Consider the following 21,868-nt stretch of genomic DNA (forward strand, 5'->3'; position numbering starts at 1 on the left):
GGGAACGCCCCATTCGTCTTTTATACTGGTTGGAGCGTGTTTGTTGAGGGAAACCCGATGTAAGCTATACGTCGTCGTGAACGAAATCCGGCTTGCGGCAATATACTACAGTTTATGCATGAATGATGCGTCTCTATCGGGTGCCATAAATTCTCTCCGAAACGAACTCAATGAAGCAGCCAAAGGACGCGACGACCAACTTCCCCTGTTCATACGGGAAGTGGAACTCGAACTCTCACTTCAGTACGACTCTGAAAGCAGCGCCGGCGGTGGATTGAATCTATGGAGCGTTGTATCCGCCAAAGCAAACGAAAAGGACTCCAGCACGGCCGCTCACCGCGTCAGAATCGTCATCGATCCGCAGGCGCACAATGACCACGGCACGCCGGAACGACTGCGCCTGTCGGGCGACGACGTCATCGAGGAGTAAACACTGGTATGACGACACGTCAGTCGACGGACGAACAACGCACGGTTCTCGTCGTGGCCCACCACGGCAAAGTGGTTGACGGTAAGACAGTCGTTCGAGCATTGACCGGGTACGTCGTCGCACCGGGTTACGTTTTGACATGTGCTCACGACGTGGAAGACTCGACGGCGCTTACCGTTCATCCTCAAATCGACCGCGAACTTGCCTTGGAAGCCACGGTCGAGTGGGTAGGGACTGCGGAAGGCCTGGATGTGGCTCTGTTGTCGGTTCCGCATTTGTCCGTTCCCGTTCACGCTGCGACACCGTGGGGATACTGGACGATCTCGGCGGTCCATACGCCGCGTCCGGCTTCGGATTCCCGACGGCCAATCGAAGCAGCGAGGATCGACGAATCGCCGGTCGCCATATCGCCTACATTGCAGGGGACATTCTCCCCGGTGAAGGTGCCGAGCGCCATAAACTTGTCTTCGAGATAACTCCTGGACAGGTCGACGACGATTCTGCTTGGCAAGGTGTCTCGGGAATGTCGGTGTTCGACAATCGAGGCCAATTGCTCGGGGTGGTCTCCGAACGGCATGCGGCATGGCGCAATCGATGGGATCTTATACCGGCAGACGACATTCGTAGCGCATCCAGCGTCTCGCGCGTACTGCGTGATATGCCGTCTCGGCATATCGTCCAGTCCAGTAGCCTCATCGAACCCCCGTACCACTCCAGCGCTGAAGCGATCTCGGAGTACCAGATGCTTCAAGCGCGCTATGCCTACGTTCCATTCATTGCGGACTCCCACGATTCCGTGCTGACCAAGCTGCGCGAATGGTGCCAGACGGACACGACTTGTTCAATCAGCGTATTGACCGGTCAAGGCGGGTCGGGAAAAACCCGATTGGCAGCCGAACTGTGCGCAACGCTTCTCAGCGAAAAGGACGCCTCATGGCAGGCGGGTTTCGCTCGCACAGATACGAACCGTGCCTGGGGTGAATTCCTTCCTGACCGCCCCACGCTCGTGGTGTTCGACTACAGTGAACGATCATCGGTGCGCGACTATGTGAACCAATGGGTCCAACACCTGGTCGGGGAACGAGCCGTCGCGCCGAAGGTTCGAATTCTACTGGTCAGCCGCAATACCGGTGACTGGCTAAATGCTTTGAATCTTCAATCGAATGGAGTCATAAAGAAGCTGCGCTCCACTGGAATCGAAGACGACCTACGCTACAACTCTTTGGACGGCAATTCGGGACTCAGCCGCGATCAACGGCATAAGCACGCTGACGTAGCCTATACACGATTCCGTGAGTTCGGTGCTTCCGATGAGGCACGCGAGCAGCTGCACTATTTTGTGGACGATGACGCAATCGATTCACCTCTATTGATCCACATTGCCGCACTCCTAGCGGCTCAAGGCGCATCCTTGCCCACACGCAGCGTCGCGGACCAACCGAACGATTCGGAGCTACGGGAGGAACTCCTAGAACACTTCCTGCATCGCGAGCGCCATAAGCGATGGAACAATCACCCCGCATTGAGCCGAACACCAACTGTGCCTGTGGCGGAGAGCGATGACGCCTTGCACGCGGTCGCCATAGCCACTCTCATCTGCCCGGATGTTGACGAATTTGAAGACTATCTCTGTGTTTCGCCATTGTGGCCCAATGATGACGTGACAGCCGTAGATCGCCGAGAAGCAGCAAAGGCTGTCCATGAGCTCTACCCCGGCCCAATTAGGTTCGACGAGGATCAACGACCCATCAGGACTATTGCACCGCTAGAGCCAGACCTCATTTCTGAGTATCTCATTGCCTCACTGAACAAAGAACACAGTCTGAAACCGATAACCGATGAGCTGATGCGACAGGACCTCCGCACTCCACATCGCGCTCGCATGCTTCATGTCGGGGATCTCGTAGCCAACCACTATCCCGAAGCAGCCGAAGCGTTCACAAGCTCCGTAGATCAGACGATCCGCCATGCCGCCGGTGAATTCGACGATTCAGACAGTACTGCCTTGCAACTTCTGGTCAAGCACTTTGACCACATTGTTCGGACTGCACTGAACGAATCAGCCCGTACTGCAAAAACCGATAGTATTGGCGCGCTCAACACCGCCATAATACGCCATAGTGAACATCCTGACTTGGCTGAGGCAGCTGCACACTTGGACGTAGTCGTCCCCGGGAGACCCTCCAGTAGACAACATGCGGACCTATTCCTCCACATTTCCCAGCTAGAGGTTATATATTTCAAGTCTCAATACTCACAGGTAAGCCCTAACTCTGACTATGCCCGCAGCCTCGAGAACCTCGGAGTCGGACTCAGCAACCTGGGCCGCCACGAAGAAGCCCACCCACATCGACAGCGAGCCGTCGAACTGTACGAACACCTCGCCGCCACCAACCCCGCACACACCCCCGACCTCGCACACAGCCTCAAAAGCCTCGGTATCGGACTCGAACACCTGGGCCGCCACAAGGAAGCCCACCGTTGCTTCCAGCGAAGTCAGGAGGTTCAAGGACAGTCCTGAACCAGCTCGGTCTCTCCTCACAGCCGGAGCTACGTCTTTACGATTGCGGAATGTCGGTGTCGTGGAGTGCGGCAATCGCACTGGCGAACATACAGTTCTTGATCGTGGCCACCACGTCGCCGTGGCGCTCGATCTGCGCGCCTGCCAATTCAAGCGCTACGGGAACGACGTCCTCTTCGGCGACGGCGTGATCGACGATGCCAGCCTTTTCGGCGTCCTCGCCGCCGAAACGACGAGCCGTCACCATGGCCGCCTGGGCAGTCTGCGGTGTCAGACGAGCCTGAATGAGCGCCGACATGCCGGGCGTGAAGGGGATGTTGATGTCGGCTTCGGGCAGGCACCAGAAACCGCGATCGGCGCGCATGACGCGGAAGTCATGCGCGAGCGACAGCATGGCTCCGGCCGCGAAGGTGTGTCCTTGCAGGGCGGCAACGGTGGTCATGGGCAGCGTCAGGTAGCGGGCGAACAATCGGTGGACGCTGACGACGTAGTCGTTCCACTGTTCCGGATGCTCGGCCAGCCATTCCAAGTCGAGGCCGTTGGAAAAGAACTTTCCGGTCGCCGTCGTCACCAAAGCTCTAGGGCCACTGGCGTTCTCGACCGTGTCGAGGTGGTCGTTGACCTCGGCGATCCAGTCGGGGTGAAAGCGATTCTCTCCCTCGCCGATGTTCAGTACGTAGACATCGTCCTGTTTATCCAAAGTCGGCATGTGCGCGCCTTCCTGATCCGTTGTTGCCGTCCACGTTCATTACTCATAAGTAATATCGGTGTATTGGAGTTTACCCGACAAACGTCGGAAGCAGAACCTTGATGGGGTTTCGTGGACGAGGACGTGTCACAGGCGCTTGCCGCAACGGTTTTCGATATTTCCGACGGCAACGGTAAAACGCTCACGCAGTATGACGCCGGTCGAAAGGGGCCGTGACCAAGAAAGGACGCCGTCGCTAATAGTCGACGGCGTCCGGGCGTCGCGTATATCCCAGCCTATAAACCGGCACGACGCCGCTTGCGGCAACACGCCACGAGACACGATCAGAGCGACACCGCGTCGCTTACGGGGCACCCGCACGCCGCACCGCCGCAGCCGCTTGACGCGCCGCATTATCCAGAGCCTTCGCCATCAGATTACGATTACCCCACGCGGCTTTACGGTCCAAGCGCATCCAATCCGAGGTCGTCAACCATCCCAGCAGCCCCGAGGTGAACGCGTCACCGGCCCCGATCGTGTCCACCACCTCGACGGACTTGGCGGGCATCGACAACGTGTAATTGCGGTGCAGAGCCACACACCCGGCCTGGCCCAGCGTCACCACCACCAACTCGGGCCCGCTGTCCAACCAACGCTGCGCCACCGCATTGATCTGCTCCCCCGGATACAGAGCCTCGATATCGTCGTCCGACGCCCGCACGATATGCGAGAGTGCCACCAACTTCTCGGTGCGCTTGCGAACGGCGGTACGTTCTCCCATCGCTTCAAGCCGGATATTGGGGTCGAAGCTGATCGGGATGGACCGCCTGGAGCGATTCACCCACTTTTCGATCTCGGTGGCCGACGGTTCGATATAGGCGGCCAGCGAGCCGAAATGCAGCGCATCGTAGCGTTTGGGATCGGCTTCCGGAAGCTCCTTATCGTTCCAGGCAAAATCGGCCGTGCCTTCGGTCCAGAAGTCGTACCGGGCCTTGCCCGCGTCGTCGAGGGTGGCGAGCGCGAGCGTAGAAGGCCGGTCCAGGCGCTTCAGCCACGTCCGGTTGACGCCGTTGTGTTGGTGGCGCCGCTCGACGCCGTCGCCGAAGGCGTCGTTGCCGACCGCTCCGACGAGCGCGGTGTGGATGCCGCGACGCGCGAGCGCGACTGCCGTATTGGCCGGTCCTCCCCCGCAGGTGGGCCGCAGGAGTCCATCGTGACTGCCGATCAAATCGATTACGTTCTCTCCCGAGATGAGGATCATATGGCTCCTTAAGTTCGGCGCGGCTGGTACCCGAGGTTGACTTGTATTACTTTCTAGCAGTTCGACCGACGACAGTCGAGACTGGTCAGACCAAATCGACTCGCCGGCAGCGCAGCGCGGTGATGAGGCGTTCGGGTCACCATGCGAATTACCGACAGGTTGCGCCTGGCACGTTGCGGTGGGGTGGGCGTCTCGTCGTCGATCGGATCGGTCAGGATGGATACATGGACGCCAAAGAGGCCCGAGAAGACAGTGGCGAGTCGTATGAGTCGGCCGTAACCGATGGACCGCAGTACGCGGAGGAGTCGGCGGAGTATCCACGCCGCGCGAGTCGCCCCAAGTACCGCCGGTGGCGCGACATGTCGTGGTCGCTGCTGGTGCTCATGCTGCCGATCGCATTGTTCTTTGGGGCGTGGAAGGTGTTCTTCGGCGGGCCGCAGGCCCGCGAAATCGACCCGTCCGAGTATTACTCCACAGCGGAAAACGCCGGTTTGGACGTCTTCGGTCCCCTCGATCTCCCGGACGGTTGGAAGGTCGTGGGAGGCGGCGTATCCCATGGTGACGAAGAAGGTGCGGTAACGCTGCGGATCGGCTATCTCGCCGCTGACGACGGTGGATTCCAGGTCATGCAGACGACCGACGAGTCGGCGGTTGAAGACGCCGTTTCAGGTGACGGCGACTCGATCACAGAAGCCGGTATGGATTGGACGGAATACGACTCGGGCGGTTCACAGGTTTGGGTTTCCGACGGCCCGGGCGGTTCGACCTTGGTCGTCACGGCCGATGAGGACGGCGTCCCCGATTGGCCCGCGTTGGCGGAGGCGATCCAGACGGCCTTGTAGGAACTGGTTTACTCCTCCTCGTCTGCTTCGGAGTCGGTATCGCTTTCCATGCGTTCGCTGAGACGACGACGCGCACCGGCCAGATAGTCCGAGCAGAGGTCGGCGAGCTTTTCTCCCCGTTCCCACAGTTCCAGGGACTCTTCCAGAGTCGGTACGCCCGCTTCGAGTTTTTTCACGCAGTCCACGAGTTCGGCGCGCGCTTCCTCGTAGGTCATCTCATTGCTCATCGTGGTGTGTTTCCTTTTCTTCCTCGTTGATGCGTTCGGTGACGTGAGCGGTCAGGCGGCCGTGCGCCAGGCGCACTTCGATGTCGTCGGCGGCGTCGTTGCTATCGCGCACTACCGTGCCGTCGTGGGTGTTGAGCGCGATGGCGTAGCCACGATCGAGTGTGGACTGCGGTGACAGGCCGCGCAATCGTGCACGGGTGTGTTCCAGGTGGTCGTCGGCCTTGTCGAACTGAACCTTCATGTGTGTGCGCAGTCGTGCCCGCAACTGCCGCAGGTCGTCCTCGCGAACGGTGATCATGGAGTCGGGCCGCGCCAGAACCGGACGTGCCCGCATCGATTCGAGGGCGCTGTCCTGCTGGTCGAGAAAGCCTTTGAGCGCCTGCCGTAGTCGTGTGCGGGTGATGTCGAGTCGCTGCTGCTCTTCGACGAGGTCGGGGACGATGGTTTTGCCCGCCGCCGTCGGAGTGGACGCTCGCAGGTCGGCGACGTAGTCCAGCAACGGCGTGTCCGGTTCGTGGCCGATGGCCGACACCACCGGCGTGTGGGCGGCGTAGACGGTTCGGCACAGGTGCTCGTCGGAAAACGGCAGGAGGTCCTCGACGCTGCCGCCCCCGCGTGCGATCACGATGACGTCCACGTCTTCCATGGCGTCCAGTTCGTGCAGCGCCTCGGTCACGGCGGTGACGGCATTGACGCCCTGGACGGCGACTTCCCGAACTTCGAAGTGAGCGCTGGGAAGGCGTGCGGTGGCGTTGCGCAGCACATCGCGTTCGGCGTCGGAGTTTCGCCCGGTGATCAAACCGATAGTGCGCGGCAGAAACGGAAGAGGCTGCTTTTTCTCGGGCGCGAAGAGACCCTCAGACGCCAGCTGTTTTTTCAGCTTTTCCAGGCGAGCCAGCAGTTCGCCGAGACCGACCTGATGGATCTCTGCCGCCCGCATCGACAGTGTCCCTCGGCCCTTGTACCAGCTGGGTTTGGCGTGCATGACCACCTGCGAGCCCTCTTGCAGCGGAGGATCGACCTTATCCAGCACGCCCGCGAACGTGGTGACTTGCAGCGAAACCTCTTGGGAAGGGTCACGCAGGTTCAGAAACGCCATACGCGCTCCGGAACGCCGGTTGATCTGCGTGATCTGACCTTCGATCCACACGTCGCCGAGTCGACCGATCCACTGCCCGATCAGATCCGAGACGTGAGCGACCGTCCAGGGCTCGTCACGGGTGGGTTTCTTGGCGGCGGCGGAATTTTTGGTGTCATCCACACCGTCCAGACTAACGGTCGGCTTTGGATACCCAAGCTCGACCGTTACCATCGTGGGGTGGAATCTAATCCTGTAGAGAAGCGAGTGTTGTTGGCCAAGCCGCGCGGTTACTGCGCCGGCGTCGACCGAGCCGTCGTCTCGGTCGAAAAAGCCTTGGAAGTCTATGGCGCACCGGTATACGTGCGCAAAGAAATCGTACACAACCGTCACGTCGTCGACAATCTGGAGGAAAAGGGCGCCGTCTTCGTGGAGGAGAACGAAGAGGTACCGCCCGGATCGGTCGTGGTGTTCTCCGCGCACGGTGTGGCCCCGGAGGTACACGACCAAGCCGACGAACGCAGTCTGAAAGCCATCGACGCCACCTGCCCACTGGTCACCAAGGTGCACCAGGAGGCTCGGCGTTACGCCCGTGAAGACTACGACATCGTGTTGATCGGCCACGAGGGCCACGAGGAGGTCATCGGCACCTCCGGAGAGGCTCCCGAGCACATTCAGCTCGTGGACGGACCCGATTCGGTGGACGAAGTCGACGTACGCGACGAATCCAAGGTGGTGTGGCTGTCACAGACGACCCTGTCGGTGGACGAAACCATGGAGACGGTCGACAGGCTGAAAAAGCGCCTGCCGCTGCTTCAGGCACCACCGTCGGACGACATCTGCTACGCCACGCAGAACCGCCAGCAGGTGGTCAAGGACATCGCCTCCGACTGCGAGCTGGTCATCGTGGTGGGGAGCCAGAACTCCTCGAACTCGCAGCGCCTGGTGGAAGTGGCCCTGCAGCACGGAGCCGACTCGTCTTACCTGGTGGATTACGCCAGCGAGATCGACGACGCATGGTTTGACGACGTCACCACCGTCGGAGTCACCTCGGGCGCTTCAGTGCCGGACAACCTCGTCCGCGAGGTGCTGGACGACCTGGCCGAGCGAGGATACGGCACGGTGGAGGAAATCGAACCGGTCGAAGAGAAACTCACCTTCCAGTTGCCTCGGGAACTGAAAAAGGACATGGCAGCCGCCAACGTCACTTAACCGGACGTACGGTCACACCTCGCTCTGCGCACTCCACACCGAGGCGCGGGCTCTGTCCCCAGGGCCCTGCGGTCTCAAACTCCCGACCTCAATAGGGCCGCCGAATGCCCGCCCTTAATTTTTGGGTCAACACGTCCCACGCGGAAATAATCGCGTGGGACTTTTTTGTTTTCCGAACTACAACGACTCGGGATCGGTGAATCTGGAGACAACCGATGCATTGGCTAGGGAGGATACGCATGGCCGCCGAAATCGTGGATAACGACAGCGCCAACCGATACGAAGCATGGGACAACGGCGAACTGGTGGGGCTGTCGGAATACCGGCGCTCAGCGAATCAAATCGCGTTCATTCACACCGAAGTCAACCCGGATCACAAAGGGGAAGGCATCGGGGCTCAGCTGGCGACGGTCTCACTGGACGAGGCACGTCAAGCCGAACTGAGCGTCGTCCCCGCCTGCCCGTTCTACGAAAAATGGATCAAACGTCACCCGGAATACTCCGACCTGGTATCGGCCGAATTCCGTAAGGAGTCGTTATGACGGTCAAACGATATCGCGGCAACCGTATCGACGTGACATTCGATTCCGATCGATGTCTGCACGCGGCCGAATGCATCGCCGGAGCGCCGGAAGTATTCGACGTACGCAAACGACCGTGGATCTACCCGGACGGCGATGAAGCCGAACACGTGGCCGAAGTGGTGCGCCGCTGCCCATCGGGAGCACTGCATTACCAGCTGAACGACGGCCCGGACGAGGAAGCCGAGCACCCCACGAATGTCGAACGATTGCCCGACGGGGAAATCAGACTGCGCGGAGACTTGACGATCAATACCGACGACGGGACGGTCAGCGACACCCGCGCCACAATGTGCGGATGCGGACGCAGCGGACGCCAACCCTTCTGTGACCTCAGCGGGGCGTGTGGAGGACACGACTGAGGTCGACGCAGCTCGGACTCAGTTCAAAACGTCACGCCGGCACATCCGAAAACGTCGAGTGACAACGACGCTCAAACCCGGCTGCACCCTCGCATAACGAACGGGGCCGTCCCCGTCGGAAACAGCCCCGCTTCATCGCAGCCTCTCGAACGACTTCTGCCGATGTCATACCTGAAGTCGCTCGAGAAGGTGGTCTAAATAGCCCGACCTTCTTTCCAGTAGCCCATGAGAGCCAAGGCATTTCGGTCAAGGCCGCGTTCACTGCGCAGAACCTTACGTACGCTCTTCACCACGCCCGCTTCAGCAGCCAGCCAGATGTAGCCGGGGTTCGTGGATTCGCTCTCGGGCAGTTCCCACAGCAGTTCGCGATCGATGTCAATGTCGTCGACGGAGTCGTGGACGCTGGAAATATTGAGCTTGTCGGCGGCCGAACAGAAGCTGCCCACGAAGGTGCTTCCGCGCGGATGCCCGTTTCGTGGCAACCATGTGACTTCAACTCCGGCTGGGGTGTTCAGATCGCATACGTCCAGCGAATCCGGAACTTCGACGATGACGCGCCCGGTCGTCTCCGAAGGCAGTCGGTCGCAAATGGCGCTGATGGCCGGCAGTGCCGTCTCGTCTCCGCCGATGAGGATTTCCGATCCCAGCGGAGCCTGGAAGTCGATGCCGCCGTGCTTACCCGCGTATTGAGCGTTCGGCCCCAGCACGACGAGTTCATCGTCCAACTGGACGTTCAGCGCCCATTCCAGCGCGGGGCCGGTGTGATCGGGGTCGGCCTGGTGAATAACCATGTCCACGTCCAGCTCGGCGACCTCCGGGCGAACCTCGCGGACGGTGTAGGTGCGAACCGTGGGGCGGTGTTCCTTGGGAAGCTGCCGCAAAGCGGAATACCAACGTTCGCCCTCTTCGAGGTACTTATACCCGGATTCAGGGGCGGGGAAAATCATCTTGATGCGTTGGTCAAAGCCGTTGTTCGCAAAGTCGCGCAGCGCTTCACCGCCAAAGGTGAGACGCAGAAATGAAGGCGAGAGTCGTTTCAGCCCAATGACCCTCACATGAAACATCCGAAAGGGAAGGGTGGTAGTAGGTGTTGTGTCCAAGACGGCTGTTCGCACGGGGCGACCTCCATTCACCATTGCGATCGAGGAACTTGAGCGAGTGAACAAGTCATCCTTAGGCTAGCCTAACCTATTAGAAAATAGCAAGGGCACTTGGGTACTGAATTTCGCCGGTTGTAACGACTGGGCTTGTACGCCGGGAAAACTGAGAACTGACGCCTGAACCGCGTATCAGCCATTCCACGCCGAGAGCCGGAAGAATAATCCACCTCGGCATACTCGTCCCGAAATTGGATGATCTGCGCTAGAGGCAGAGAGCCAGTCGACAAGCAACTTTATGCTTATTGCATCGCAGTACACACGAAGGCGCATGATGGTATTCCACCAGGCACGACGCAATGTCAAGAACGCACAAGCACCCTGTTAATGGCGCAGTCCAGGGATTCCCTCCACCCACGTGGAGGCCTACGGACCTTCTTCACGCTGAAATACTCAGGCGCCTTACAACAAGCGTGGAGCGTTCGAGGGAGTATCAGGTGTACGAAAGTTGGCGGACACCGCTGTGCAGACACTGCAACAACACGCCGAGTTTTTCTTAAAGAGCCGCGTAGTGACGGCTGTTCCTTCACCTACTAAATTGACATAGGCCTCACCAGCCACATCCTGCCGGTGGGCAGACATCCACCTGGTGAGGAAAGTTCACTCGATCATCGAGCTCAACGACCGTCAATCTATTTTCAGATTACGTACGATCAGAAAGCGCCTTCTTAACCGCGCTGTTAGCTCGGAATACGCCGACCACCGTCACAGATGAAATCGTCTCCCGTGCCAGCTCCGGAGTGACATCGTCCGCCAGAGAAAACAATCCAACGACGGAGACCGACAAGGTCGCCCCCAGTTCCTTCTGTTTCTCTAGGTCGGAACGTTCATAACGGAGCACCCCGATAACGAAATTCCGCTTTGCCACGGTCTTCTGTACATTTTCCTCGTGTTTATCCAGGTGGTTGCGGATTGCAGTACGCATGAAGTCGGTCCTGTTAGAGTAAAATCCCTCTTCCACAAGGAGATCGATCTTCCCCAAATCAACGACGCTCATGTTAATTGTGACTTTTTCTACGGTTGACATATCGAAATCTTACCATCATCCATACACCATCCCAAAAGATGTCCTATACCAGGCATACACCATCCAAGGCTACATAGAGACACTGCTGCTATTGGCCCATATGAGCTCTCTTCTTGACATCAGACGGCGAAAACTAGACTGGCACGGGCCAGCAGTTCAGAACAGGACTACAAAAGGTGCATGTTTGGATGTATAACAACAGCCCTAGAATGTGTATATGAAACACTTTATGAAACAGCCGTCTACCATTGTGGGTTCGGCCTATTTCTTCGTTGTCCTCGTAGTGCTGACTATGGAGGTAGGGAGGCTTGTTTCCACCGACGGCCCTGTTGGGTTCCCGGGAATCCTCTTGTGCTTCGCAACCTTCCCGACGTCTTTCCTCACCATGTGGGTGCTGGAGGTGGCGCCTGGAGGATTTGATCATATGTGGATATTCTTTACGGCCCTAACGGTTACCGGCTTGTTTCAGGCCACTCTACTCACTCTCTTGGGTAGAAGAATCGGCCGACCACACCGACTCGCTAAACAAAAGAAGAACACAGAGAAAACCACAGCCACTGAAGGAGCGCAGGAACAAACCAGTTGAGAAGCGGGCGTGCACTTTATAAATCGATGAGAGTACGCCTCTCCAAGAATTCAAACGAATACCGGCACAGAGTGAGTGCCTCATCAAAATGGCTGGGGTACCTGGACTCGAACCAAGAACGACGGTACCAGAAACCGCTGTGTTGCCAATTACACCATACCCCAAGGTGAGTCAGTCGCTGATCTCGCGCTGACAGGAAACAACTGTACCGGATGGTCTATCGCGCCATCAACGGGGTATCGACCCAACGTGACGTGCACCGCTACCCCGGATCCCTTCCCTGGAAAGCACACCGGCCGAACCGAAACCTCGCGCCCGGTCAACGCTCAGCGCCCCACCATGTCCCACTGCGCGAACACCAGGTTGGTCCGCACATGAGCCACCTCCGAGCGAGCGGTCACCTGGTCCAATACCAATGCCTGCAGACGGTCCACATCGGTGACGGCGACATGGATCAAAAAGTCGTCGGGCCCGGTCAGGTGATAGAACTCCAGCACCTCGGGAACGGTTTTCAAATGCGCGACAAACGCCTCCACCACTTCACGCCGATGCGGGCGCACCTGCACGGCCAGAAACGCCCGGACCGATTCGCCCAGAGCCGCCATGTCCACGACGGCACGATAGCCCTTGATCACCCCCGACTCCCCCAACCGACGCACTCGCAGCTGGCACGTCGACGGCGCGACCCCCACGCGTGAGGCTAGTTCCCGGTTGGTCATTCGGCCATTTGATTGAAGCAGCCGGATAATCTTCCAGTCGATCGAATCAAGTTCAATGTAAGTCCCCATTTTCCGAATTTACTACATTTAGGCTCCAGAGGGCCTGTGGATCATTCCATCATCAGGCTATGACTGACGATCTATTTACCCGCGCCGTTCACGCCGGACGCGAGGACCTACTCGAAGCGGGCGTACACGTACCGCCGATCGACCTGTCCACCACCTACCCGGCGGTGGACTCCGCCGCCGAGGCCGAACGCATGGACCAGTACGCCGCTGGACAACAGCCCGACGGCAGCCCGATTTACGCCCGCCTCCACAACCCGACGGTGGCCCGTTTCGAAAAGGCCCTGGCCGAACTGGAACATTCCGAAGCCGCCGTGGCCTTCGCCTCCGGTATGGCGGCCATGTCCGCCAGTCTCCTAGCCGCTACCAGCGGAGGGAAGCGCGAAATCGTCGCCGTCCGTCCCGTCTACGGCGGTACCGACCTGGTGCTGTCCACCGGCCTGCTCGGTACCGAGGTGACCTGGACCGACGCCGACTCCGTCGCTGACGCCATCACGTCGAACACCGCCCTGGTAATCGTCGAAACGCCCGCCAATCCGACGCTCCACGAACTGTCGATCCGCGATATCGCCACCGCCTGTGGTGACGTCCCGCTGCTGGTCGACAACACCCTCGCCACTCCTGCTCTGCAGAACCCGATCCGCGAGGGAGCGTCGATCGCGCTGCACTCGGCCACCAAGGCTCTCGGCGGATACGGCGATGTCGTCGGTGGCGTCGTCGCCTGCGACGAGGCCTTCGCACAGAAGATGCGCAGCGTACGCATCGCCACCGGCGGAGTCCTGCACCCGCTGGCGGCCTACATGTTGCAGCGTGGACTCGCCACCCTCCCGTTGCGTGTGGAACGCATGAGTCGCACCGCCCACGACCTGGCCGTCCGCCTCCAGGACGACCCACGAGTCTCCGCCGTGCACTACCCGGGTCTGAACTCCAACCGTCCGTCCCAGATGACGTCGGGTGGAACCATGGTGTCATTTGAGACCACCGAAGATGCGCGCGACGTCATCAAGAAGGTCTCCCTCATCACGCCCGCCGTCAGCCTGGGCAGCGTGGACTCGCTCATTCAGCATCCGGCCTCCTTGACGCACCACGTCGTCGACCCGGACGCACGCGAAACCTGCGGCATCAGCGACCACCTGATACGACTGTCGGTTGGTCTGGAATCACCCGACGACCTCTGGGCGGACCTGGACACCGCGCTGGGATAGTTCCTGTATTGAGAACGACCGAATCCGACCTTTAAAAATCAATTGCGCGCCTATGCGTGGGCCCCTAAACTCCTAATGGATTGACCACAGCTGAGCCGCTGGGCCGCTTCCCGGCCCGCCGACCAGCGACACGTCGAAGGGACAGCCCCGCATGGGTGCGTATTTCATTATCTCCGGCCGCCTGCGTCACCTCGCCCAGGTCGGCTAAGCGGAGAATCATCCCGTCACCACCCTCGCATCGTCTTCCCAGCGAGGGCTATCGACGCTTGCAGCGCGTCTTCTATTCACAGTCGCCATTGACGCATCCGTGCTGCCTGATTTCCCGTCGATGATCGTGGCTTCACTTCCAGCCGACCGGGCACTTCCGTTTGTCCTGTTTCGCATTCCATTCGGCTGGAGTCCACATGCCACACACATCACCGTCGTACCGTCACCGCACGCACTCAAAAAACGGGAAGCGCCGCAAGCTATCCCAAAATTTTCTGGTCGACAGACGTCAGATACAGCGTTTGATCGAACTATGTAATGTCGAGGACACCGATACCGTGATGGAGATCGGCCCCGGTGACGGCGCTCTAACGTCACGGCTCGTTACCTCGGCACGACGCGTCATCGCCTATGAATACGATCCGCATTATGTTGCTCGACTGCGCAAACGCTTCGCGGACATCGGAACTTTCACCTGCCACCACGGGGATGCGGCCACCGCTCGCGCCCCGCGCACCCCCTTCATCGCGGTCGGCAACCTGCCGTTCCACATTTCCACCGACATGGTTCGCTGGGCCGTGCGAGCGCGTGCGCTGCGGTACGCGGTTTTTCTCACGCAGAAGGACTTCGCTCTCAAACAGGCGGGTGGACGTGGTCGGTACACGAAGCTTGTGGCGGAGGCGGCTCCGTTGGCTGAGTTTCGTTACCTTGGGACGGTTCCTCGGGAGGCGTTTCGCCCACGCCCGAACGTGGCGAGTGGGATTCTGCGTATTGAGCGGCATGGTCGGCCGTTGTTGCCCGCAGGCTTGCTTCCGTTTCACCGTGAGGTGGTCGACTTGGGCTACAGCGGAAAGGGTGGGTCGGTGGCGGCGTCCTTGCGGCGGGTTTTCCCGAATGCTCGTGTCGCACGGGCTTTGGATCGGGCGGGTGCGTCACGTCGGGCTTTGGCCGGTGAGGTGTCGCCTCGGCAATGGCTGCACTTGACCGAAGCTTTGGCGTACAGCTGAGTTGTTCTGCGGCAATGTTAGTCGAAATCCCTGGGGGTTCTGTGGGCCTCCAGGGATTTCCTGTGGGCTGCTTGTCTGTTCGGAGATAAGTTACCAATTAGTATTGACATTTATATTTCTAGATTGTTATGTTCTTATTCACTCTTACCTATACAACGAGAGGCATGACATGATAGGAATCCGCCGACTCGCCGCGGTTGTCATTACGTCCATCGCCGCCGTCGTCGCCGTGCCCGGAATCGCCGCCGCTGCCGACACCCCGACCCAATACGTCGCCTTGGGCGACTCCTATGCCGCCGGTACGGGCGCGGGAGACTACTATGTCGACGGTTCGATCTGTTTCCGGTCACAGAACGCCTATGCTCCGGTGTGGAGTGAAGAGACCGGTGCCGAACTTGAATTCGCCGCCTGTGGCGGGGCGACCATCCCCGACGTCTACGACAATCAGATAGAAAAACTCAACGACGACACCGACCTTGTCACACTGTCCATCGGCGGTAACGACGTCGGATTCGCCGACATCATGATCAGCTGCACGATTCTGCCTGACTTCGCCTGCATCGACAAGATCGACGCGGCCGAAGAGGACGGGGTCAACCGCGTTGCGGGTGAACTCGCGCAGTTGTATGCCGACATCGCGGCCGCCGCCCCCAACGCCGAGGTCCACATCGTCGGTTACCCACACCTGTTCAATGAGGAGAACTGTGTGGCCAACCTGGGAATGAGCATTGTGGAACAGCAACGCGTCAACTCCGGGGTCGACACGATGAACGACGTCATCGAGCAGGCGGCCACCGAGGCCGGCTTTGGATTCATCAACCCCACCGCCGCGTTTGACGGACACGGCGTCTGTGCCAATCCGGAGTTCATGAACGGGCTGGAGCTTGTCGCCTTCGAGTCCTTCCACCCCAACGCCTTGGGGCACTACTCCGGATTCCTACCCGAGCTGCGAGCCGTCGCCTAAATCGAAGTCGTCAGAGAAACGGGAGCGCTCAGAATGACGGTATTCTGAGCGTTTCCGATCGGATTCAGCCGTTACAGCTCCATATCCACGATGCCTTGCAGGTCCGGACCGAGAACGTCGATCAGCTCCCCGGCGGACAGGTCCGACAGCGGTTCCAGACCGATGATGTAGCGAGTGGTCACCAGGCCGAACACATGCATGGCGATCAGGGAAACCCGAAGCTCAATCCGGTCGACGCGCCCTTCCAAGACGGGTTTGACCGCGCGCAACACCTGTTCCTGAAAGATATTGCGTAGCAGGTTGGTCTGCGCGGGGTCGGCCAGAGCGTTACGCATGATCGCCAGAAGACGGTCGCTGTGCTCGCTCTCCCAGACGCCGACCACCGTACGTGCCACGTGGTGACCGATCTCGGACAAGTCCACGTCGCCCAGCCCGGCTCTGATCCGATCGGCCACGTCCAGCGGAAGGTCCACGGCGTCGTGGAACAGATCTCGTTTCGTCCCGAAGTAGTGGTGGATCAAGGCGGGGTCCACCTCCGCCCGGTCGGCAATGTCGCGGATCGTGACCTGTCGAAACGTATTCAGTGCGAACAAATCGCGAGCGGCGGTGAGAATATCGTCCTTGGTATCGGGGTTACCGCTGCGCCGCCCGGCTTTCTTCTCTTCGCTCACGGCCTCATTCTAAGGTTCCGGCAATCCCCGCCTCACGGTGTCGGGAACAGCGGTGACCGGAGGGGTGTTCATCGAGTACGACGATGCAGGGTGGCCGCACCGCAGGCGATGGCCACGACCGTGGCACCGACGACGATCGCGACGTTGCCCCAGTACTCCGACGATACGGACGCCTCCTGTTGGACGTCATGGAGCGCCTTGACCGCGTAGGTCAGAGGAAGGACGTCGGCGACCGTCTGTAGTGGTTCGGCCATCAACTCACGCGGCCAGATCAATCCACAGAGAAACAGCTGCGGTACCACGAACACCGGCATGAACTGCATGGCTTGAAACTCGGTGGTGGCGAAGGCGGAGACGAACAGCCCCAGAGCCATTCCGAACAGAGCGGTCGAGACTGCCGTGACCACGACCGCCCACGCGGGCCCGGCCGTGTCGAGACCCAGCCAGGTATAGGCCAGCAAAGACGCCAAGCTGGACTGCACCGCCGCCGCCAGGCCGAAGGCCAGAGCGTATCCGGTGATGAGGTCGCCTTTGGCCGTCGGCGTGGTAAACAGCCGCTCCAGGGTTCCCGACGTTCGCTCCCGCAGCAGGGTGATGGAGGTGGTCATGAACATCAACATGAACGGGAACGCCGCCAGCAGAATCAGTCCGACGGTATCGAAGATCGCCGGGCTGGAGTCCATGATATAGCGGATGAGCGCGATCATAACGGTCGGCACGACCAGGATGAGCGCCAAAGTACGACGGTCGCTGATCAGCTGTCCCAATACGCGACGCGCGGTGATGAGCGTGATCCGGAGTGACATCAGTTCTCTCCTTCGTTCGACACGGGCCGGGTCTGTTTGATGAGTGTCAGGAACGCGTCGTCGAGGTTGCCGGTGGCGGTGCGACGTTTCAGATCGTGCGGCTCCGCATCGGCGACGAGTTCTCCCTCCCGCAACAGCAGGATGTGGTCGCAGCGATCCGCCTCGTCCATGACATGGCTGGAAACCACGAGCGTCTTTCCAGCCGACGACAGGTCACGGAAATGGTTCCACAGTTCCTCACGCAGCAGCGGATCGAGCCCCACGGTCGGTTCGTCGAGAACCAGGATCGACGGGTCGGCCACCAGTGCACAGGCCAGTGACGTGCGTGTCTTCTGCCCACCGGACAGGCGATCGGCACGTTGATCGGCGTGGTCGGTCATTCCCACCTGTTCCAGGGTCTCGTCGACCGCAACCCGATTCCGACCGAACAGAGACGCGAAATAAGAGACGTTTCCCTGCACGGTCAAGTCCGGATAGACGGCGTTTTCCTGGCTGACATAGCCGATACTGCGGCGCAGCGGTTTACTGCCGGCTTTATGGCCGTCGACCCACACATTGCCGCTCCGAGTTTTCTGCGCCCCGACAATGGCACGAATCAAAGTGGTCTTCCCGGCCCCGGACGGCCCCAGGAGTCCGGTCACGGTTCCCGATGCGATGACGGCGTTGAAGTCTTTCAATACCGTGCGTTGCCCACGGCGCACGGTGAGGCCATCGACGGTGATGGAGTGATGCGGCAACATTGACTTCCTCCAAATTCATTGCATGTTGAATTCAGACTATCATATTTCATTGCATGATGAAATCTCTGCGCACTCCTCACCTGCCCTTATTGCAATGAACTGGCAATAGTGACTCAGGCATCTTTGGCCGTACGCCTGGACGCGAGGTAGCATCCCGACTCCTAGGATTCTCATGAGACTCATTCGGATCACAGACCTCAGGAGCCACATTGTCGCGTCGCGTCCCAGCCTTGTCCCTCAGTGCTCTCATTGCCGCCGTCGCCGCCACCTCTGCCTGCGCCGCAGACGAATCCGCGGACACCGACGATACGGCGACCAGCCTCAGCAACTGTGGGCACGAGGTGGAGACCTCGGGAGTTCCACAGGAGGCCATTACCCTGGATCAAAACAGCCTGGAGACCATGCTGGAGCTGGGACTGTCCGATCGGATTCGCGGCGCGGCCAATCTGCGGGTCGACATTCCCGATCGCTACCAGGAGGACTTCGACGTCGTCGAAGTCCTCAACGACAGTTGGCTCACCGGAGAGCAATTGCGCGAAGCGGCGCCCGACTTCGTTTACAGCGGATTCGAATCGCACTACTCCACCGATGGAGTCGGCACTCGTGAGGAGTTGGCCGAGCTGGAGGTCGCCACTTACGCCTCCGAGGTCGACTGCCCGGAACAGTCGCCCGACAAGGGCGCCTTCGACCGCCTGTTTACCGACTACCGCAATATCGGCGAGCTCTTCGACATCGATCAGAAGGCCGACGAACTCGTCGCCGATCAACGGGACACCATGGAGACGGCCGGTGAGCTCAAGTCGGATCTCAACTCCGAGGTGAGCGTGGTCTACATCTACTCCTTCTTCGACGGGCAACCGTACGTAGCAGGAAACGGCGGTATGCCGCAGGCCTTCAGCGACGTCACCGGAGTGGACAACGCCTTCGCCGACGTGGACGGACTGTGGCCGGAGGTCTCTCTGGAGGACATCGCACTGCGCGATCCCGACGTGATCGTCATCGGCGACCTGTCCGAACGCGGCATGCCCGGTGACGCGGCCTCCGAAAAGCGCGAGGAACTCGAGAGTCACCCCGTCAGCTCCGAGCTCGACGCGGTGATCAACGACCGCATCATCGAGATTCCCGGCATCGCCATGGATCCCAGCGTGAGGTCGGTGGAAGCGTTGGAGCAGTTCGCGAACGGCGTCCGCGACCTCGGCTATGTCGATTAAGACCCCGTCGCCCACACAGGTCGGCCAAGGCATGCCGCGCTGGTTTTATCTGGTCGGTCCCGCCACGTTGCTCGTCTCCATCGCGTTGGCAACGCCCTTGGGGATCGACGACATCACCTACGGCGGCAGTGTGGAAAGTGCCGTCGCTCGTTTGGGTTGGGGATCGTCGCCGTATCCACCGCTGTTGGATTCACTGTTGTGGGACCTACGCTTGCCACGCGTCTTGATGGCGGCCCTCGTCGGAGCCTTGCTGGCCGTCTGTGGGGCGACCTTGCAGACGGTGACGGGCAATGCCCTGGCCGAACCGTATCTACTGGGGATATCGTCCGGCGCCTCCACCGGTGCGGTGGTCGTCGTCGTTTTGGGTTGGGGCGGTAGCACCGTCGGTTTGACCGGCGGGGCGTTTCTCGGAGCCGTGGCGTCGTTTGCCTTGCTGCTGCTGTTGTTGTGGGGACGCACCTTGCGGCCGTTGACGATCGTGTTGACCGGTGTCGTGATCGGACAACTGTTCTCGGCGGTGTCGTCTCTGATCATCATGTCGAGTGCCGATGCCGACGCCACTCGCGCCCTGACTCATTGGCTCCTGGGATCGTTGGCGCCGTCGCGATGGGAAAACGTGGTGATCTGTGGAATCGCCGTCGCCGTAGGGTTCGGCTTGATCTGGTCGCGACATCGGGCCCTGGACGGCCTGGCCTTGGGGTCCGACACCGCAACGGCTCTGGGTGTGCGGGTCACTGCCACCCGACTGGTCCTGTTGGTGGCCACGGCGTTTCTGACCGCCGCGGCGGTCGCGTCGGTCGGCGCGATCGGATTCGTCGGCTTGATCGTGCCGCACGCAGTCCGCTTTATTGTGGGAGCCGGGCACCGTGCTTTGCTTCCCGCCTCGGCTTTGGTGGGCGCGGTGTTTTTGATCTGGACCGACGCCTTGGCGCGAATCGCCTTCGCTCCGCAGGTGGTTCCGGTGGGGGTGTTCACCGCCTTGATCGGGGTGCCGGTGTTTTTGCTGCTATTGCGGCAGCGTGGGGATATTTAAGCGCCCGTGGCGTCGGCGGTCCCGTCGCCGGTGGAGCCGTACCCCACCGACAACGGAGTCAGACGGCGTGTCGTCTCTTAGACCACCTTCGTGGCGTTGGCGATCATGTCGGCGAGCGCCTGCACCGGTCCGGCCGCTCCCGCGTAGGAGAAGCGGGGTTCGGCGTGCCAGGCGACGACTTGTCCGGCCTTGACGGCGGGCAGTTCCTTCCAGGTGGGGAAGTCGGCCATGTCGTCGGGCTGGAGCGCTTGGGCGCGGGCGTCGACGAAGAGGATGTCGGCTTCGTACTTATCGGCGTTTTCCCACGACAGTCCTTCGTAGTATCCGGCGTCGTCGGGGTTGTCGGGGACGATGAATTCGACGCCTTGTTCCAGGTAGTAGCGGAGGTCGCAGCTCATGTCGGGGACGGAGGCGTAGAAGATCTCTTCGGCTCCGGAGCAGGCGAGTACGGTGACGGGGTTGTCGGCGGCGGCTTCGGCGAGCGCGGTGACGGCGGATTCGAATTCGGCCTTGTCATCGGCGAGCTTGTCGCTGTCCAGGTCGGCTCCGAGCGCACCGGCGAGCTCGGCGTGGCGTTCGATGACGTCGGCGAGGGTGTTGCTGCCGTCGTCGACGTTGATGGCCGCGCTGGGGGCGAGGGAGAGGATTTCGTCGGCGTCTTCGGCGGGGACGTACCAGAGGCTTTCGGGGTCGTTGTGGTAGTGGGTGAGGAGGACCTGGGGGTTCATTCCCGCGTATTCTTCGACGTCGAATTCTCCCCAGGTGTTTCCGAGGACGGTGAGTTTGTCTTTGTCCAGCCCTTGGGCTTCGGGCAGCAGGTTGCCGTCCTTGTCGAGGGTGGGTCCGAAGACGCCGGTGACGTTTTTCGCGCCGAAGTCGCTGAGGGCGGCGGCCATTCCGGTGTAGGCGACGGCGGTGGTCAGTCCTTCGACGTTGACCGTTTCGTCGCGGTCGTCGGTGAAGTCGAAGTCGAGTTCGTCGCTGCCGCCGGTGGTGTCGTCTTCGTTGCCGCAGGCGGATACGGCGGTGGCCATTCCGCCGGCCACTCCGAGGATTCCGGCGGTGCGTAGGAGGTTGCGTCGGTTCAGCTGGGATGTCGTCATCGTAGGTCCTTCCATTATGTGGGCCAAGAACACACCGGAGGGCGGTTGGTGTTCGTGCCTGGTCCGGATTTGTACGTGTCGTGGACAACTCCCCGACAGTCAAGTCAGGACAGGCTCAACTAACATTTATTAGGCTAGCCTAAGAACAATATCGGTTCGGAACC

The 21,868-nt window shown here is 60.3% G+C and carries 23 protein-coding genes and 1 tRNA gene; 12 read left to right on the plus strand and 12 right to left on the minus strand.

Features of this window, described 5'->3' with window-relative positions:
• The first annotated feature begins 118 nt into the window (after nucleotides 1–118).
• Together HALAL_RS0101635 and HALAL_RS0101645 are read left to right on the plus strand one after the other, a co-directional pair.
• Complete coding sequence (locus HALAL_RS0101635) at nucleotides 119–430, plus strand: trypco2 family protein (RefSeq protein ID WP_025272332.1); 312 nt, start codon at nucleotides 119–121, stop codon at nucleotides 428–430.
• Between the two features lie 304 nt (nucleotides 431–734).
• A complete protein-coding gene (locus HALAL_RS0101645; protein WP_169732388.1) occupies nucleotides 735–2,951 on the plus strand; it encodes a tetratricopeptide repeat protein in 2,217 nt (738 codons plus the stop codon).
• A gap of 37 nt (nucleotides 2,952–2,988) precedes the next feature.
• Here the strand turns inward: HALAL_RS0101645 and HALAL_RS0101650 are convergent, their stop codons facing one another.
• A complete protein-coding gene (locus tag HALAL_RS0101650) occupies nucleotides 2,989–3,660 on the minus strand; it encodes an enoyl-CoA hydratase-related protein (RefSeq protein WP_025272335.1) in 672 nt (223 codons plus the stop codon).
• 343 nt (nucleotides 3,661–4,003) lie between these two features.
• Nucleotides 4,004–4,900, minus strand: a complete 897-nt coding sequence (locus HALAL_RS0101660) for a carbohydrate kinase family protein (protein WP_025272336.1) — start codon at nucleotides 4,898–4,900, stop codon at nucleotides 4,004–4,006.
• A gap of 224 nt (nucleotides 4,901–5,124) precedes the next feature.
• On the opposite strand from HALAL_RS0101660, the gene HALAL_RS17235 reads away from it, so the two are divergent.
• Entirely contained in the window at nucleotides 5,125–5,742 is a 618-nt protein-coding gene (locus HALAL_RS17235; protein ID WP_025272337.1) for a DUF4245 family protein, read from the plus strand.
• Between the two features lie 8 nt (nucleotides 5,743–5,750).
• On the opposite strand, the gene HALAL_RS0101670 is transcribed toward HALAL_RS17235, so the two are convergent.
• Together HALAL_RS0101670 and xseA are read right to left on the minus strand one after the other, a co-directional pair.
• Nucleotides 5,751–5,969: an exodeoxyribonuclease VII small subunit gene (locus tag HALAL_RS0101670; RefSeq protein WP_025272338.1), complete on the minus strand. Its 219-nt coding sequence runs from the start codon at nucleotides 5,967–5,969 to the stop codon at nucleotides 5,751–5,753.
• Nucleotides 5,959–7,230 (minus strand): exodeoxyribonuclease VII large subunit, encoded by a 1,272-nt coding sequence (gene xseA, locus HALAL_RS0101675; protein WP_025272339.1) that lies wholly within the window; start codon nucleotides 7,228–7,230, stop codon nucleotides 5,959–5,961. Before xseA ends, HALAL_RS0101670 begins: the two co-directional genes overlap by 11 nt.
• A gap of 57 nt (nucleotides 7,231–7,287) precedes the next feature.
• Here xseA and HALAL_RS0101680 point away from each other — a divergent pair, with 57 nt between their 5' ends.
• The 3 genes from HALAL_RS0101680 (at nucleotide 7,288) to HALAL_RS0101690 (ending at nucleotide 9,202) form a co-directional block, all read left to right on the plus strand.
• Nucleotides 7,288–8,259: a 4-hydroxy-3-methylbut-2-enyl diphosphate reductase gene (locus HALAL_RS0101680; protein WP_029767194.1), complete on the plus strand. Its 972-nt coding sequence runs from the start codon at nucleotides 7,288–7,290 to the stop codon at nucleotides 8,257–8,259.
• Between the two features lie 239 nt (nucleotides 8,260–8,498).
• Nucleotides 8,499–8,801, plus strand: a complete 303-nt coding sequence (locus HALAL_RS0101685) for a GNAT family N-acetyltransferase (RefSeq protein ID WP_025272341.1) — start codon at nucleotides 8,499–8,501, stop codon at nucleotides 8,799–8,801.
• Nucleotides 8,798–9,202 carry a (4Fe-4S)-binding protein gene (locus HALAL_RS0101690; RefSeq protein WP_025272342.1) on the plus strand — a complete coding sequence of 135 codons (405 nt, stop codon included), beginning with the start codon at nucleotides 8,798–8,800 and terminating at the stop codon, nucleotides 9,200–9,202. Before HALAL_RS0101685 ends, HALAL_RS0101690 begins: the two co-directional genes overlap by 4 nt.
• A gap of 194 nt (nucleotides 9,203–9,396) precedes the next feature.
• On the opposite strand, the gene HALAL_RS0101695 is transcribed toward HALAL_RS0101690, so the two are convergent.
• Nucleotides 9,397–10,266: a siderophore-interacting protein gene (locus tag HALAL_RS0101695; protein ID WP_025272343.1), complete on the minus strand. Its 870-nt coding sequence runs from the start codon at nucleotides 10,264–10,266 to the stop codon at nucleotides 9,397–9,399.
• Between the two features lie 736 nt (nucleotides 10,267–11,002).
• The gene (locus tag HALAL_RS0101700) at nucleotides 11,003–11,386 is read right to left on the minus strand and encodes a CopG family transcriptional regulator (RefSeq protein WP_025272344.1); all 384 of its coding nucleotides are present in this window, start codon (nucleotides 11,384–11,386) and stop codon (nucleotides 11,003–11,005) included.
• A 229-nt stretch (nucleotides 11,387–11,615) separates the two neighbouring features.
• Between HALAL_RS0101700 and HALAL_RS19415 the strand changes: the two genes are divergently transcribed.
• Complete coding sequence (locus tag HALAL_RS19415; protein ID WP_025272345.1) at nucleotides 11,616–11,972, plus strand: SCO4225 family membrane protein; 357 nt, start codon at nucleotides 11,616–11,618, stop codon at nucleotides 11,970–11,972.
• An 89-nt stretch (nucleotides 11,973–12,061) separates the two neighbouring features.
• On the opposite strand, the gene HALAL_RS0101710 is transcribed toward HALAL_RS19415, so the two are convergent.
• Both HALAL_RS0101710 and HALAL_RS0101715 read right to left on the minus strand, forming a co-directional pair.
• Nucleotides 12,062–12,136 (minus strand) — tRNA-Gln (locus tag HALAL_RS0101710).
• 162 nt (nucleotides 12,137–12,298) lie between these two features.
• The gene (locus HALAL_RS0101715) at nucleotides 12,299–12,760 is read right to left on the minus strand and encodes an Lrp/AsnC family transcriptional regulator (RefSeq protein WP_025272346.1); all 462 of its coding nucleotides are present in this window, start codon (nucleotides 12,758–12,760) and stop codon (nucleotides 12,299–12,301) included.
• A 59-nt stretch (nucleotides 12,761–12,819) separates the two neighbouring features.
• On the opposite strand from HALAL_RS0101715, the gene HALAL_RS0101720 reads away from it, so the two are divergent.
• From HALAL_RS0101720 to HALAL_RS0101730, 3 genes are all read left to right on the plus strand, one after another.
• Nucleotides 12,820–13,962, plus strand: coding sequence for a trans-sulfuration enzyme family protein (locus HALAL_RS0101720; protein WP_025272347.1), 1,143 nt, complete (start codon nucleotides 12,820–12,822; stop codon nucleotides 13,960–13,962).
• Nucleotides 13,963–14,366: 404 nt separating this feature from the next.
• Nucleotides 14,367–15,176: a 23S ribosomal RNA methyltransferase Erm gene (erm, locus tag HALAL_RS0101725; RefSeq protein ID WP_025272348.1), complete on the plus strand. Its 810-nt coding sequence runs from the start codon at nucleotides 14,367–14,369 to the stop codon at nucleotides 15,174–15,176.
• Nucleotides 15,177–15,345: 169 nt separating this feature from the next.
• Nucleotides 15,346–16,140 carry an SGNH/GDSL hydrolase family protein gene (locus HALAL_RS0101730; RefSeq protein WP_025272349.1) on the plus strand — a complete coding sequence of 265 codons (795 nt, stop codon included), beginning with the start codon at nucleotides 15,346–15,348 and terminating at the stop codon, nucleotides 16,138–16,140.
• Nucleotides 16,141–16,211: 71 nt separating this feature from the next.
• On the opposite strand, the gene HALAL_RS0101735 is transcribed toward HALAL_RS0101730, so the two are convergent.
• The 3 genes from HALAL_RS0101735 to HALAL_RS0101745 form a co-directional block, all read right to left on the minus strand.
• The gene (locus HALAL_RS0101735) at nucleotides 16,212–16,811 is read right to left on the minus strand and encodes a TetR/AcrR family transcriptional regulator (protein WP_025272350.1); all 600 of its coding nucleotides are present in this window, start codon (nucleotides 16,809–16,811) and stop codon (nucleotides 16,212–16,214) included.
• A 68-nt stretch (nucleotides 16,812–16,879) separates the two neighbouring features.
• Nucleotides 16,880–17,617, minus strand: a complete 738-nt coding sequence (locus HALAL_RS0101740; RefSeq protein WP_025272351.1) for an ABC transporter permease — start codon at nucleotides 17,615–17,617, stop codon at nucleotides 16,880–16,882.
• Nucleotides 17,617–18,357: an ABC transporter ATP-binding protein gene (locus HALAL_RS0101745; protein ID WP_029767197.1), complete on the minus strand. Its 741-nt coding sequence runs from the start codon at nucleotides 18,355–18,357 to the stop codon at nucleotides 17,617–17,619. The genes HALAL_RS0101740 and HALAL_RS0101745 overlap by 1 nt, the downstream gene beginning before the upstream one ends.
• Nucleotides 18,358–18,566: 209 nt before the next feature.
• Here HALAL_RS0101745 and HALAL_RS0101750 point away from each other — a divergent pair, with 209 nt between their 5' ends.
• Entirely contained in the window at nucleotides 18,567–19,568 is a 1,002-nt protein-coding gene (locus HALAL_RS0101750) for an ABC transporter substrate-binding protein (RefSeq protein WP_029767198.1), read from the plus strand.
• Complete coding sequence (locus HALAL_RS0101755) at nucleotides 19,558–20,601, plus strand: FecCD family ABC transporter permease (protein WP_245598011.1); 1,044 nt, start codon at nucleotides 19,558–19,560, stop codon at nucleotides 20,599–20,601. Before HALAL_RS0101750 ends, HALAL_RS0101755 begins: the two co-directional genes overlap by 11 nt.
• 77 nt (nucleotides 20,602–20,678) lie before the next feature.
• Here HALAL_RS0101755 and HALAL_RS0101760 read toward each other — a convergent pair whose 3' ends face one another.
• The gene (locus HALAL_RS0101760; protein ID WP_051462672.1) at nucleotides 20,679–21,704 is read right to left on the minus strand and encodes an ABC transporter substrate-binding protein; all 1,026 of its coding nucleotides are present in this window, start codon (nucleotides 21,702–21,704) and stop codon (nucleotides 20,679–20,681) included.
• Nucleotides 21,705–21,868 lie beyond the last annotated feature (164 nt).

The sequence above is a fragment of the Haloglycomyces albus DSM 45210 genome (assembly GCF_000527155.1).
Lineage (GTDB): Bacteria > Actinomycetota > Actinomycetes > Mycobacteriales > Micromonosporaceae > Haloglycomyces > Haloglycomyces albus.